This window comes from Christiangramia qingdaonensis, from assembly GCF_048381525.1.
In the GTDB taxonomy this organism is placed as follows: Bacteria; Bacteroidota; Bacteroidia; order Flavobacteriales; family Flavobacteriaceae; genus Christiangramia.
On sequence record NZ_JBLWIM010000012.1, the window covers coordinates 18,530 to 32,033 of the forward strand.

The window sequence follows — 13,504 nt, forward strand, 5'->3', positions numbered from 1 at the left end:
GTTAAGTGTTAGTTATGTTGAAAAAACGGGATCTTTTCAGATCCCGTTTTTGTTTTTAGCCCTTTAAATCGGCAGTTTTCAATCTTAAGGCATTCGCTATTACTGAAAAACTACTGAAGCTCATTGCCAGGGCAGCGATCATTGGTGAAAGTAATATTCCGAAGAATGGATAAAGGACACCCGCCGCGATAGGGACACCTACTGTGTTGTAAATAAGTGCAAAAAAGAGATTTTCTTTAATGTTTCTCATCACTTTCTGGCTAAGTAAAATCGCTTTTCTAATACTTCTTAGATCACCATTAACCAGTGTAAGGGCAGCGCTCTCTATAGCCACATCTGTACCGGTTCCCATGGCAATCCCCACATCTGCCTTTGCAAGCGCTGGTGCGTCATTAATTCCATCTCCGGCAACTGCGACAATTTTTCCACTTTTCTGCAGTTTTTCGACCTCCTCCAGTTTATTTTGAGGTAACATTCCAGCTTTATAATTTTTAATCCCAATCTCGCTGGCCACTGCAGCCGCAGTATTTTTGTGATCCCCTGAGATCATGATCACATCGATGCCATGATTTTGAAGATCTGCGATCACTTTCTTTGTTCCTTCCTTGATCTTATCGGTCATTACTACATAGCCTGTCACCGCAGCATCTATAGCCACATAACTTACTGTATTCCCTCTTTGTTGTTCTTCGGAAACACTGGCAGCAAGATCTGATGAAATTTCAATATTATTGGATTCGATCAGAGCTTTGTTACCTATAAAAACTTTGCTTTGCTCCAAAGTCCCCGTAACTCCCTTGCCTGTTTCCGATTTAAAATCTGAAGTTTCTAATATTTCTATTTCATGCTTTTCCGCATAATCTACAGTTGCTTGTGCTAATGGATGTTCGCTATTTGTGTTCAGACTTGCAATAATGGCTGTTAGCCTTCCTGAAGTATATTCCGAAGAGACTGAAACTACTTTATCCACACTTGGCTTACCTTCTGTTAGTGTCCCGGTCTTATCGATTATGAGCGTATCGACCTTGTTCAGCCGTTCCAGAGATTTCGCATTTTTTATTAATATTCCATTACCGGCACCACGACCAATTCCAACCATTACAGACATTGGAGTTGCCAGACCAAGTGCGCATGGACACGCGATGATCAATACAGCGATTGCATTAACGAGCGCGTAAACCAGTTGAGGTTCTGGTCCAAATATCGACCAGACTATAAATGTGATTACCGAAATAATCACCACTACTGGTACAAAATAGCCAGAAATCTTATCTGCTAATTTCTGAATGGGCGCCTGCGATCTACTGGCTTCATTCACCATTTTGATGATCTGGGCAAGTAAGGTATCATCCCCGACTTTTTCAGCCTGCATGATGAAAGATTGATTTCCATTGATCGTCCCGGAGCGAACTTCATCTCCCTTGGTTTTATCTACCGGTACTGGTTCTCCGGAGATCATCGATTCGTCTATACTGCTTTCTCCATCTGAAATCTTACCATCTACAGGTATCTTATCTCCTGGCTTGATCTTTAAAAAATCCCCTTTTTCAATCTTGCTGGTGGAGATTTTCTCTTCTTTACCATTCCTGATTCTAAGCGCAGTATTTGGTTGCAGCTTCAATAATTCCTTGATAGCCGAATTGGTTTTGCTATGTGCCCTGGCTTCCAGGACCTGTCCCATCAATACCAAAGTAAGGATGACGGTTGCAGCTTCAAAATAGACATGTACCGTACCGGACCCGGTCCTAAATTGTGATGGAAAGAAATCTGGCACCAACATCCCAAAAACGCTAAAGATCCAGGCTACTCCTGCTCCAATTCCAATGAGCGTAAACATATTGAGGTTCCAGGTGATGATGGACCTCCATGCACGCTGAAAAAACATCCAGCAGGCGTAAAATACTACCGGAAGTGATAATCCAAACTGGATCCAGTTCCAGGTTTGCGCATCAAACCAGCTTTGTAGGGTGTTATTCGGAACCATGTCTGACATGGCAATAATGAAAATTGGGAGTGTAAATCCTATGGCGATCCAGAATTTGCGAAGTAGTTTTTTATAGCCTTTTTCTTCGGCTGAAGGTTCCGGTTGCTTTGGCACGAGATCCATCCCACAAATTGGACAATCTCCGGGTTCATCCTTGCTGACTTCAGGATGCATAGGGCAAGTAAATTCAACCGATTTTTGATTGGTATTTACTTCTTCAACGAGGTCCATCCCACAAACCGGACAATCACCAGGTTTATCGTAGGTTTTATCACCTTCACAATGCATAGGACAATACCATACACCCTTCCCGTTTTCAGCAGAATTTTTAACTTCTGAATTTTCAACTGGTTTGTCCGTACCAGGCATATGGATCGTATAATTCCCTCCTGCTTCTTCCAGTGCTTTTTGTAATTCCTTCAGGGAAACTGGCTCTTTCATTTCAAGAATTGCTTCTTCATTATGAAGATCCACTTCCGCAGAATCGATTTTATCAAGATTCCCCAGTGCCTTTTGAACATGCATCTTACAGCCATTGCAGGTCATCCCATGAACATCAAATTTTTCAACGATCTTCCCATCATCAGTCGTTTGGAATTCCTCGATACCATAATTCCCGCCTTCCGACTCCAGTTTATTTCTCAGCACCGAAATTTTTAGTTCCTGTTCTGCCGTAATGGTCGCAGTTTCATTCTGCAAATTCACTTCCACGAGATCCACAGCTTCGATCGCTGCCAGAGTTTCTTCCACATGTTGGCGACAACCATTACAGCTCATCCCCGTAATTCTATAAGTTCTTTTCATAAGGCATCATTAATTTGCAAAAATAAGGCTAGTTGTCTCAAGTGAGTTTCAATCTTATGCGAATAACTTTCAGAAACTAAAAAAGCTCTGCGTTATACAGAGCTTTCAAAATTTATGCTGCGTAAGCTTCACAGGCTTCTACGCATTCCCGGCATGCTTCCGCACAATCCTGACAATGCTGGTGTTCATGCTTGCCACACTCATCTGCACAAGCCTGGCAAACATTCTTACAATAATCTACTAATCCCTGTACATCTCGATAATTGGTCGCAAGTACCTGGTTTAATGTAGAGCACACCTCTGCACAAACTCGATCTGTCCTGATGCAATCCTTCATCATTTTGACATTCTCCTCATCCAGGCAGGCATCTGCACAATAGTTACAGTGATTGATACAATTTCCAAGTGCACTAATAAGTTTCTCATTTCTCATAATCAATTGATTTTTAAGGTTGAAACTCAATTTAGCAAGGAAGTACCACTATGACTTTTAAAATTTTGCTAAGTTCTTTCAGTTTTAAAGCTTTTTAACTTCCGCAGCCATAGATTAAGAACTTTTAGGATCTACATTTTCCCAACTCCAGCCATCCAGCAAGATTAAACTATTAAAAAATATGCGCTGATCTTTCTCCATATTTGCGAGCTCCAGTTTTTTGAGATCTTCTGGCACCAATTGTGATTCCTGCAACCATGCAATATTTGCCCAACCTGGCTCTTTACTATCAAAACTGAAGTGTGTGACCTGTTTGATCACCTTGAAATAGTTTTTGTAAGCTACTTTCAGAGGTTTGAGATCTTCCGCAGCTGGTTTAATATCTTCTGAAACCTGGCAGCTTAAAATCTGCAAAGCCTCATACAACCTGGCTAGTTGAAGAATTACCGCTGTATCAGGATCTGTGTTATGAAAATAGTGTACTACCGGGTAAGCTCTGTGCTGCTGACTGTACTTTATGATCAGGTCTGAAATCCCTTCAATCTTATTAATAAGTCTGTCGAAGTTTTTTCCATTCCAGCCATTGATGATGATAGTCTGCGGGCTTTCTCCCAAAGACCTTAACTTCACGCCTAATTGTCGTTGAACAATAACTGCATCCAGCACCGGAACAAAATAGGTTACAGACATTGTTAGGAGAATCAAGCCTGTGAATGAATAAAAACTAGTAATTAATTTAGCCATATTGGTAGTCGCAACATAATCTCCCATCCCGAGAGTAGAAAGACTATACCCCGAATAATACACCAATTCTCCAAAATCTGCCGGAATTTTAGTGGTGCTTTCCACAATGGCACCCGGAATCCCATAAAGTATAAAAGTCAAACTCGCCCAAAGACTAATGACCCATGAAAAAACTATGGAGGTCAGCAATAAATATCCTGTATGTCCTAGTAACCAGGACCTACCGTTCCTGCCTGAAATTGAAAGTAATACTTTCCAGAACAAATGGGAAGCTCTGCTGGTGATCCAGCCTCCACCCTGCATAGAAAGTGTAGTTTGTAAAATGTCTATAGCGATAACCACATAAAGCAGAACGCCAATGACGATAAATATTTCCATAATAATTCTTTGGTCGAAAAGAAAATTAAACAATTCTTAATGACCAGTGCATTATAGAAATATTAAAATTTCTTATACAATGCTAAATCGAGTCAAGGTTCTTCCTGTTCTTTCCTTCCAGTTGGCGGTATTCAGAAGGAGTAAGACCAGTTGCGTTTTTAAATGAAGTGGATAAATAGGCTGGAGTCGAATAACCAAGGAGGTCTGCAATTTCTGCAATTCCAAGCTCATCATAATCCAGCAATTCCTTGACGCGTTCTATACGTACGGCATTATAGTATTTCTGAATACTCTGTCCCTCACTTTCTGAAAATTGATGGGTAATATGACTATAATCAAAATTGAGCTTAGAAGCCAGTAAAATAGATAGCTTCGTGTTGCATAATTTATCCGAATAAACCTCTTCAATAATCAGGGATTTGATACTGTTCACCAGTCTTTGATCGCGATCCATGATGATTTCAAAACCAACTTTTTCAAACTCTTCTTCCAGAATTTTGAGTTTATGCATTTCCACGGGCTTTTTCAGGATGACTTCTCCAAGCAAAACCTCATCAAAAGGAATATCGAGTCTTTTGAGGATGTCGCTCACGGTCATGATGCAACGCTGGCATACCACGTTCTTAATATGGATTCTAAGATCTTGCAAGAAATATTTATTAAGTTGAAATGATCCCGGTAACTGGAATTACCGGGATTCTCTCAGTTCTACTGAATAGTTTCATCTACTCTTCCACATTTTAGCATCTTATCACCGTAATATGGGTTCCTGATCTCTTCTGAAGTTGCATACCAGTAATCTCCTTTTCCTTCAAATGCCATCGGGCAGTATTGCTTATAGATCTTCCCTGAAGAAATAGCACCTTTCAATACCGGATCCATTGCTGCTGTTAATTCTGAAAAAATCTCTCTTTGTACATTGACGTCCTGCTCTTCAGAAATTCTTGCTGCGATCTTCGCGATTTCAGAATTTTCTTCTGCTAAAGCGGCTTCCAGCTCCTTCGCAGCTTCCGAGGTAGTTTCAGCATCTGTTTGCACCAGAGCATCTTTTACTAAAATATACTTCTTAAAAGCTTCATCTATAGTAGCATTATTAAACTCCGCTTCAGTTATTTCTTCTGAAGTGTTATTGATTTCCTGCTGTTCTTCTACAGCGGTTTCTGCCTGTCCCTTATTAGTTTCACCACAAGATTGAAACGCCAAACTTCCGGCTACCAGGCTCAACATTACTAAACTTCTTAATCTCTTTTTCATTTTCGATTATTTTAAAAATTTAAATTTATAGAAACGAATGCATAAAATATCATTGAGTTTCCTTTTACTTGTTTTCTAATCTTTCGATCATTTTTTTCATTTCAGCGATCTCTCTTACCTGTGCCTTGATGATCTCATCAGCAAGTTTTCTTACTTCAGGATCATCAATATCGGCTCTTTTACTAGTTAAAATCGCGATAGAATGATGCGGGATCATGGCTTTCATATACAACACATCGCCAACTACCGGACTTTGCGCTCGAACAAGACCAAGTGCACCTAAAAACAGAACAAGACTTCCCGCATAAATCGCTATATTCTTCTTCCGGTTTTTATACATTTTTAGCATCATAGAGAGCATAATCACTGCCATTGCTGAAATTCCCAGACAGGTCATATAAAATCTAGTAAGGCTGAAGTAAACGTGGTCAATTTCATAGGTGTTCAGGTACATGGTGATATACATGGCTATAAAAGAAAGTCCAAGCATACCAAAGAATCTTCCATAATTGCTTCCATTCATTTCGTGCTTAGTAGATGTTGATTGGTCATTCATAATAATTGATTTTAATGGTTTATTTTAATATTTCGGTTACTTCTCCGCAGCTTAACATAGCTTCCCCATAGTAAGGATTTCTTACTTCTTTAGATTGACTTAGCCAATCTGCTCCTTGGTTAGAGTTAGCCATAGGACAGTGCTGAACATATAATTCATTTTCAAAATTTTTAAAATTTCTCGTGATCGCAATGATCTGTTCCGAAAGAATTCTGAAATGATCCCGCTGATTTTCCAGGTCTGTACTTTTTGAAATTGCCATTAGCAGTTCAAGTATTTTTTCTGAATGCACAGTGAGCATTTTATCTGAAGTTCCTGATTCTATATTCTCAAGTTCTTCTCTCAATTCTGAAGCTAGCGAGGCAGCTTTCTTTTCATCTGAAGCTACCAGCGCATTTTTCAATTCAAAATAGGTATCAAGGCTTTTCTCAAATTGGGATTCAAACTTAGCTGAAAGTTCCATGTTCATTCCAGTAACAGAATTCGCTTTGGATCCACCGTTCATCATACTATTCTTTCCCTGAAGCTGAGCTGCAGCATCTACGGTAAATGTTCCATTGGTCACGATCTCAGTACCACTTTCGAGTCCGCTTAGCACCTGATAAGTTTCTCCTGATGAATTTCCCAGTACAACTTCCCGCATTTCGAAAACCGGCTCGGTAGAAGAAGTTTTTACATATACCAGTGAGCGTTCTCCAGTCCACATTACAGCTGTTTTAGGCACTTCAAGAGTTTCGGTGTTTGCAGCCTGCTCCATTTCAACCTCTGCTTCCACAAACATGCCTGGTTTGAGTTTATTTGATTCATTGTTCAAAATCAACCGGACTTCCACCGTTCTGGAATCTGTGTCCAGAATAGGATCGATAAAAGAAATTTTACCGCTTAGTTTTTCATTTTGCAGGGCATTCACTGTAATATCCAAAGTCTGTCCTTCTTCCAGGTTACTAATCTGGGATTCGTAGGCATCAAAAACCGCCCAGACAGTGCCAAGGTTGGAAACCTTTAATATCGGCATCGCATCCTGAATATGCGAGCCTTCCTCGACCATGATCTCGGTAATGGTTCCGGTAACATTCGAATGTACAGGCCAGTTGGTTCTTACATTCCCGGTTTCCACGATCTCATCCAGCATCGCATCACTTATCATCCAGTTATTAAATTTCTTACGTACCGCATTATATAGCTGAGGCTGGGAGTTTTTTAATTTCGCAGCTGTAATTAATTCCTGCTGGGCAGCCACAAGTTCAGGAGAATAGACACTGGCAACAATTTGCCCACGCTTTACCCTGTCTCCTACTGTATTGACGTAGAGCTTCTCTATCCTGCCATTAAAATGGGCAGGCATTACCGCTTTCTTATCTTCATTGATCTCGATCTTACCAGAAAGAGAAACCTTGCCTTCCAACCCACTTCCTTTACCCACAATAGTAGTTTGAATATTCGCCAGTTTTATCGCGTTATCTGTGAGACTAAATTGATTTGCTTCCAGACCTTCCGAAGAATTTTCAGCGGGAATAAGGTCCATCCCGCAAATAGGACAATCTCCGGGCTCAGGTTGCATGATCTGAGGGTGCATAGAGCAGGTCCACATAGACTCCGCTTCAGAAGTTTCATGATCATGATCGCCTGAAGCTTCTCCAGAATCACTTCCGAAGAATAAATAGCCAAGGATTAGTCCGGAGATCAGGATTCCAATATATATCAGTATTTTTTTCATCAGCTTAATTGTTTGTAGTGAGATATTGTACGACAGCATCTTTTTTATACCAGTTGCTCACGGCTTCTATAAGACTCATTTGTATTTGTAACTGTATTTCCTGAATGTCCAGCACGTCATCAAAATCGATTGTCCCGGTTTCATACTGCTTCAGCAATAACTCCTCTGCATTCTTTGCCTGGGAAAGATTATCTAGCTGAGTTTCATACTTAATCCTCGCAGCTGCACGTTCGTTCAAAGCAGTTTGTAATCTAGTATTCAGATCATTCAGTGTATTGGCTCGTTCTAAATCTATCTGTTCCAGTTTGAGGTCGTTTTGCCTGCTAACGGACTTATATTTTTTATTGAAAACAGGCACAGAGAAAGAAAGCATTGGCATAAAAATATCCTTCCCATTATCTGGAACTACCATATCCTGTCGCTCCTGAACGCTTATATAATCGAGTCCAAATCCAAATTTTGGAGCAGATTCGAGTTGATTTAGTTTTTCTGAAGTTTTTACGCTTTTTGCAAATCTATCATAGCGCTGTAGCTCGGGATGTAATTGCAAACTTCTATTATCTGCTCGCTGTGGTGGTATAGAAATCGAATCTCTCCATTCTAAGTATATGCTATCTTCGGAATTTAAAAGGTTCGTAAACTCGTTTTCCAATGCTTCGGAATTTAGCTGAAGGTTCCTGGACTTTTCCACCAGATCATTTTGTCTCATTTTAAGCCGAAGGACTTCTACGGCAGAAGCGTTGCCGACTTCAACAGAATTTAAAGCCATAGTCCTGTAAACCTCCAGTAACTCCACATTTTGCTCAAGAACTTCCATCTTCTCCTTTACTTCATATAGTTCGAAATAGACCTGGGCAACATTTAGCATCAGCTGTCTCCTCGCGATCTCCAGTTCCGCTTCCTCGATACTTACTAAAGAGCCAGAGTAATTACGCCTGGCGTTAATAGTTCCAAACCAGGGCATCATTTGTCGTACAGAAAGTCTCAATTTTTGAGCTCCTGTCCTTGTTTCTGGTTGACTCACAAAATAACCAACTCCAAATTCAGTATCAGACAGCGTATTCGCTTCCTTGATTTTTTCTGAAGCAATCTCTACAGATGAATTCATCGACTGGATTGCTGGATTGTTATCTAGAGCCTGCTTTTGATAATCCCTTAATTGCTGGGACTGCAATGAGTGGAAAGTAAAAAGTGAAACGAAGAAAATCGTTATTAATATCCCATCCTTACACATGCTTAAAGTATTTCTAATTCTTTCTGCTTTCATCTTAAATAATGTTAGACCTGCTAGTTTTAATGGAGACCATCAGGATTACTGGCAATTCTTTATTTCTGATAATACTTACTGCCATGATTAACTTTTAAGTCTTTTAATTTTAGCTTCCTGCCTCCAGCTAAAGAGCACCGGCACTACGAACAATGTAATTAAGGCGATTAACATTCCACCAAAAGCAGGAATTGCCATTGGGATCATAATATCACTCCCACGACCAGTCGAAGATAAAATAGGAAGTAAAGCTAGAATCGTAGTAGCTGTAGTCATTAAACAAGGTCGAATTCGCTTCTCCCCGGCTTCAATCACAGAACGCCGAATTTCCTTTTTAGTATCTGGAGAATTGGCGTCAAAGGTTTGAGTGAGATAGGTAGCCATCACTACGCCATCATCTGTAGCGATACCAAAAAGCGCAATAAAACCAACCCAAACAGCAACACTTAAATTGATCGTTTTGATCTGAAATAACTGTCGGAAATTTTCCCCAAAAAGACTGAAATCCATAAACCATTCCTGCCCGTATAACCAGATCATCAGGAAACCACCACCAAAGGCAACCGCAATTCCTGCGAAAACCATTAGTGACGTGGATACAGATTTAAACTGGAAATAGAGAATAAGAAAGATGATTAGTAAGGATAATGGAACAACAATAGAAAGCGTTTTTTCGGCTCTCACCTGATTCTCATAATTCCCGGTGAAACGATATTTGATCCCGGCTGGAACATTGAGTTCTCCAGAATCAATTTTCTGCTGAAGGAAGGCGGTGGCATTCTCTACAACATTGGTTTCAGCAAAACCGTCCAGTTTATCGAACAGAACATAGCCGGTAAGGAATGTATTTTCGCTTTTAATAACCTGCGGGCCCTGCTCGTACCTAATTTCCACAAATTCTCCCAGCGGGACGGGCGATCCACCTTCCACTGGAACATAAATATCCTTGATATCTTCTGGACCAGCTCGCAATTCTCGCGGGTATCGTACCCGAATCCCATAACGCTCACGACCTTCTACGGTCTGGCTTAGATTCATTCCTCCTACGGCAACCTGTAAAACCTGTTGTACATCATTTATCGAGATGCCGTACCTGGCCAGACTTGCCCTTTTAATATCGATTAGTAAATATGGTTTGCCTACAATTCTATCGGCAAATACTGCCTCGTCTTTCACTCCTTCGACCTGCTTCAATAAATCTTCAAGTTTCATCCCAAAATCCTGAATCTGTTTTAGATCCTGGCCCTGCACTTTAATTCCCATTGGCGCGCGCATTCCCGTTTGGAGCATGATCAAACGGGTTTCTATTGGTTGTAATTTTGGAGCAGAGGTGACTCCGGGTAATTTCGTCACTCTCGCGATCTCATTCCAAATGTCATCAGGCCTTTTAATCTCTGGTCTCCAGTTTCTGAAATACTCTCCGTCATCATCGGCAATCAACTGTTCAGGTCTAAGCTTCAGAGGTTCGCTAACCAGAGAGTCAGTATAATTTGCTGGACTTTCTAATTCTGAATTAGGATTAGCTGCCAGCTTCCCGTTTTTCAGCATAAAGAATCCGTCATCATTAACGCGAAATTTTTGTTTTTCTCCAGCTGCGTTCTCTATATATTCAGATTTATACTGAATAATATTTTCATACATGGAGAGCGGTGCAGGATCCAGGGCAGATTCGGTTCTTCCGGCTTTTCCCACCACAGTTTCAATTTCAGGAAGACTTGCTACCGCCATGTCCAGTTGTTGTAAAACTCTTTTATTTTCTTCAACTCCGGAATGTGGTAGAGATGTAGGCATTAATAGAAATGAACCTTCATTTAGAGAAGGCATAAATTCCTTACCGGTATTCTTCATAATAAAGAATCCAAGGACGATAATTGCAATTGGAATACTTAGAAATAAAGCTTTGTTTTCCAGCGTCCAGGTTAGAATGCTTACGTAATACTTTTTGAAGTAATAGAATACCGCCAGTAAGCCGAAACAAATAACAGAAACGAATAACAGATTAATCAAAATGTTATTCTGAAGTCCTAGCGGTCTCCAGTAAATGGATAACAAAAGAATGATTGTTAGTACTGAAATCGCAATTTTCAAGAACTTGCTTTGCTTTTCATCAATCTTATCGACTTTCAGAATAAAGTCTACTAATCCTAATGCTAGTAAGGCCAGGCCTATCCAGTATCCTAGAACAATCGCTACGATGCCTGCCAGGATCAATGTTCCAGGGACTACGAAATTCAATTCTTTCCGAATTTTCCTCTTTTTGAAAAGCACCGCAGCAACTGGCGGAATCAGGAATAGCGCTACCAAAATAGAAGAAATTAAGGCCATTGTCTTTGTAAAAGCCAGTGGACGGAATAACTTTCCTTCTGCCCCTACCATCGTGAAAACCGGTAGAAAACTTATGATCGTGGTAAGTACAGCCGTTAAAATGGCTCCTGAAACTTCAGCAGTTGCTTCGTAAACCAGTTGATTAATGGGTCGGTCATCCTTCATATCCAGATGCCTGATAATATTTTCAGAAAGAATGACTCCCATATCCACCATTGTCCCTATTGCAATAGCGATCCCGGATAAAGCCACGATATTAGCTGCTACGCCAAAAAGCTTCATTGAGATAAAGACCATCAGGACCGCAACCGGCAACAATCCCGAAATTAGGATCGAAGCTCTTAAGTTAAAAACCATGATGATGATCACCAGAATGGTAATAAGGATCTCCATGGTTAGCGCTTCATTCAGGGTTCCAAGAGTCTCCTGGATCAATTCTGATCTGTCATAAAAAGGAACGATAGTAAGCTGAGATTCGGTGCCATCCTGCAAGATTTTGGAAGGAAGACCTGAACTTATTTCGTTGATTTCAGCCTTGACATTGTTGATTACCTCCATTGGATTGGCGCCATAACGTGCTACTACGACTCCACCAACAACTTCAGCACCTTCTTTATCCAGGATTCCGCGACGGGAAGCTGGTCCCATAGATACATTGGCTATATCACTAATCTTTATAGAGGTGTAATCTTCGGAAGTCACCACAGCATTTTCAATATCTTCTACAGATTTTACGTAACCAAGGCCACGAACCAGGTATTCTGCCTGGTTGATTTCCAGAGTTTGCGCTCCTATTTCACGATTACTTGCCTTGACCGCTTTCACAACCTCATCAAGACCAACATTATACTGTCTCATCAATTCAGGTTTTACGTCAACCTGATACTCCTGGACATATCCACCAATACTTGCTACTTCTGAAACTCCACTGGCTCCTGAAAGTGCATATTTCACATAATAATCCTGAATACTTCTCAACTCCTGAAGGTCCCAGCCTCCAGTGACATTTCCATCCTTATCACGGCCTTCAAGAGTGTACCAGAATATCTGACCCAATCCTGTGGCATCTGGACCTAAGCTTGGGTTCACATCTGCTGGCAATAAATTTTCAGGTAAAGAATTAAGTTTTTCAAGAATTCTGCTTCTGCTCCAGTAAAATTCTACGTCTTCTTCAAAAATGATATAGATGCTGGAAAAACCGAACATAGAAGAACTACGAATTGTCTTCACTCCCGGAATCCCGAGTAAACTGGTAGTAAGTGGATAGGTGATCTGATCCTCAATATCCTGGGGAGAACGTCCTTTCCATTCAGTAAAAATGATCTGTTGGTTTTCACCTATATCGGGGATGGCATCTACCGCCACGGGATCATTTGGCAGTAAGCCGGTATCCCAGTTGAATGGTGAGTTAACGACACCCCAACCAATGAACATCACCAGGAATATAAAGGCAACGAGTTTATTTTCGATCAGATATTTGATGCTTTTATTCAGCATTATTTAATAATTAAATTAGAAATAGCGCATACAACGCAAAGGGCCACTGCAAGGAACTGAGTGGTACAAATTCTATAACTTAACTATCAAATAAGAAAGACCTGGTCTTCCAACTGTATGTTAGCAACCAGCAAGGGAGGAGAATAATCTTTAAAAGGAATGATCTGTTTTGGTAAGCTTTCAAACAGATTGATGTAGGAATACGTAAATGTAGTAATGAATAGTTGCTGATGAAAATCGAAAGAATCAAATGAAATCTTCAATTCATCCTGACCTTCAACTTCAACCTTTTCATTGGTGCAACAATGAGATTCATCCTCGGCATTCATCGACATTCCGCAGGTTTCTGCCTTAGAAAAAACCGCCTGATCAACCAGGTAACTTCCGCAGAAATGTTTATCTACAGTAAAAGACATCGTTGATAACATGACTATAAAGGCCATGCTCAAAGAAATCGTATGTCGTAAAAGTTTTTTCACAGATTACAAAAGTACAAAATTTTGAATATCTATGGTTTATAACCTGATTTTCAAACGTGAGCAACG

10 protein-coding genes are annotated in these 13,504 nt (G+C 40.4%); all 10 read right to left on the bottom strand.

Annotation, left to right across the window (positions count from 1 at the left end; all coding sequences use genetic code 11):
* Window positions 1-55 precede the first annotated feature (55 nt).
* A complete protein-coding gene (locus tag ACNI3T_RS04990) occupies window positions 56-2,788 on the bottom strand; it encodes a heavy metal translocating P-type ATPase (protein ID WP_418226883.1) in 2,733 nt (910 codons plus the stop codon).
* 112 nt (window positions 2,789-2,900) lie between these two features.
* The gene (locus tag ACNI3T_RS04995) at window positions 2,901-3,221 is read right to left on the bottom strand and encodes a four-helix bundle copper-binding protein (protein WP_418226884.1); all 321 of its coding nucleotides are present in this window, start codon (window positions 3,219-3,221) and stop codon (window positions 2,901-2,903) included.
* A gap of 114 nt (window positions 3,222-3,335) precedes the next feature.
* The gene (locus ACNI3T_RS05000; RefSeq protein ID WP_418226885.1) at window positions 3,336-4,343 is read right to left on the bottom strand and encodes a potassium channel family protein; all 1,008 of its coding nucleotides are present in this window, start codon (window positions 4,341-4,343) and stop codon (window positions 3,336-3,338) included.
* A gap of 82 nt (window positions 4,344-4,425) precedes the next feature.
* Window positions 4,426-4,992 (bottom strand): helix-turn-helix domain-containing protein, encoded by a 567-nt coding sequence (locus ACNI3T_RS05005; protein WP_418226886.1) that lies wholly within the window; start codon window positions 4,990-4,992, stop codon window positions 4,426-4,428.
* 59 nt (window positions 4,993-5,051) lie between these two features.
* Window positions 5,052-5,597 (bottom strand): DUF3347 domain-containing protein, encoded by a 546-nt coding sequence (locus ACNI3T_RS05010; protein WP_418226887.1) that lies wholly within the window; start codon window positions 5,595-5,597, stop codon window positions 5,052-5,054.
* A 64-nt stretch (window positions 5,598-5,661) separates the two neighbouring features.
* The gene (locus ACNI3T_RS05015) at window positions 5,662-6,153 is read right to left on the bottom strand and encodes a DUF305 domain-containing protein (protein WP_418226889.1); all 492 of its coding nucleotides are present in this window, start codon (window positions 6,151-6,153) and stop codon (window positions 5,662-5,664) included.
* 19 nt (window positions 6,154-6,172) lie between these two features.
* Window positions 6,173-7,870: an efflux RND transporter periplasmic adaptor subunit gene (locus ACNI3T_RS05020; protein ID WP_418226891.1), complete on the bottom strand. Its 1,698-nt coding sequence runs from the start codon at window positions 7,868-7,870 to the stop codon at window positions 6,173-6,175.
* Window positions 7,871-7,874: 4 nt separating this feature from the next.
* Window positions 7,875-9,137, bottom strand: coding sequence for a TolC family protein (locus tag ACNI3T_RS05025; RefSeq protein WP_418226892.1), 1,263 nt, complete (start codon window positions 9,135-9,137; stop codon window positions 7,875-7,877).
* An 87-nt stretch (window positions 9,138-9,224) separates the two neighbouring features.
* The gene (locus ACNI3T_RS05030; protein WP_418226893.1) at window positions 9,225-12,959 is read right to left on the bottom strand and encodes an efflux RND transporter permease subunit; all 3,735 of its coding nucleotides are present in this window, start codon (window positions 12,957-12,959) and stop codon (window positions 9,225-9,227) included.
* An 86-nt stretch (window positions 12,960-13,045) separates the two neighbouring features.
* The gene (locus ACNI3T_RS05035) at window positions 13,046-13,438 is read right to left on the bottom strand and encodes an HYC_CC_PP family protein (protein ID WP_418226894.1); all 393 of its coding nucleotides are present in this window, start codon (window positions 13,436-13,438) and stop codon (window positions 13,046-13,048) included.
* Window positions 13,439-13,504: the final 66 nt, after the last annotated feature.

What these genes read in the sequence shown, in the direction of transcription:
- ACNI3T_RS05025 (WP_418226892.1), bottom strand. Translation starts at nt 9,137, where the DNA reads ATGAAAGCAGAAAGAATTAGAAATACTTTAAGCATGTGTAAGGATGGG.
- ACNI3T_RS05030 (WP_418226893.1), bottom strand. Translation starts at nt 12,959, where the DNA reads ATGCTGAATAAAAGCATCAAATATCTGATCGAAAATAAACTCGTTGCC.
- ACNI3T_RS05015 (WP_418226889.1), bottom strand. Translation starts at nt 6,153, where the DNA reads ATGAATGACCAATCAACATCTACTAAGCACGAAATGAATGGAAGCAAT.
- ACNI3T_RS04995 (WP_418226884.1), bottom strand. Translation starts at nt 3,221, where the DNA reads ATGAGAAATGAGAAACTTATTAGTGCACTTGGAAATTGTATCAATCAC.
- ACNI3T_RS05000 (WP_418226885.1), bottom strand. Translation starts at nt 4,343, where the DNA reads ATGGAAATATTTATCGTCATTGGCGTTCTGCTTTATGTGGTTATCGCT.
- ACNI3T_RS05010 (WP_418226887.1), bottom strand. Translation starts at nt 5,597, where the DNA reads ATGAAAAAGAGATTAAGAAGTTTAGTAATGTTGAGCCTGGTAGCCGGA.
- ACNI3T_RS05020 (WP_418226891.1), bottom strand. Translation starts at nt 7,870, where the DNA reads ATGAAAAAAATACTGATATATATTGGAATCCTGATCTCCGGACTAATC.
- ACNI3T_RS04990 (WP_418226883.1), bottom strand. Translation starts at nt 2,788, where the DNA reads ATGAAAAGAACTTATAGAATTACGGGGATGAGCTGTAATGGTTGTCGC.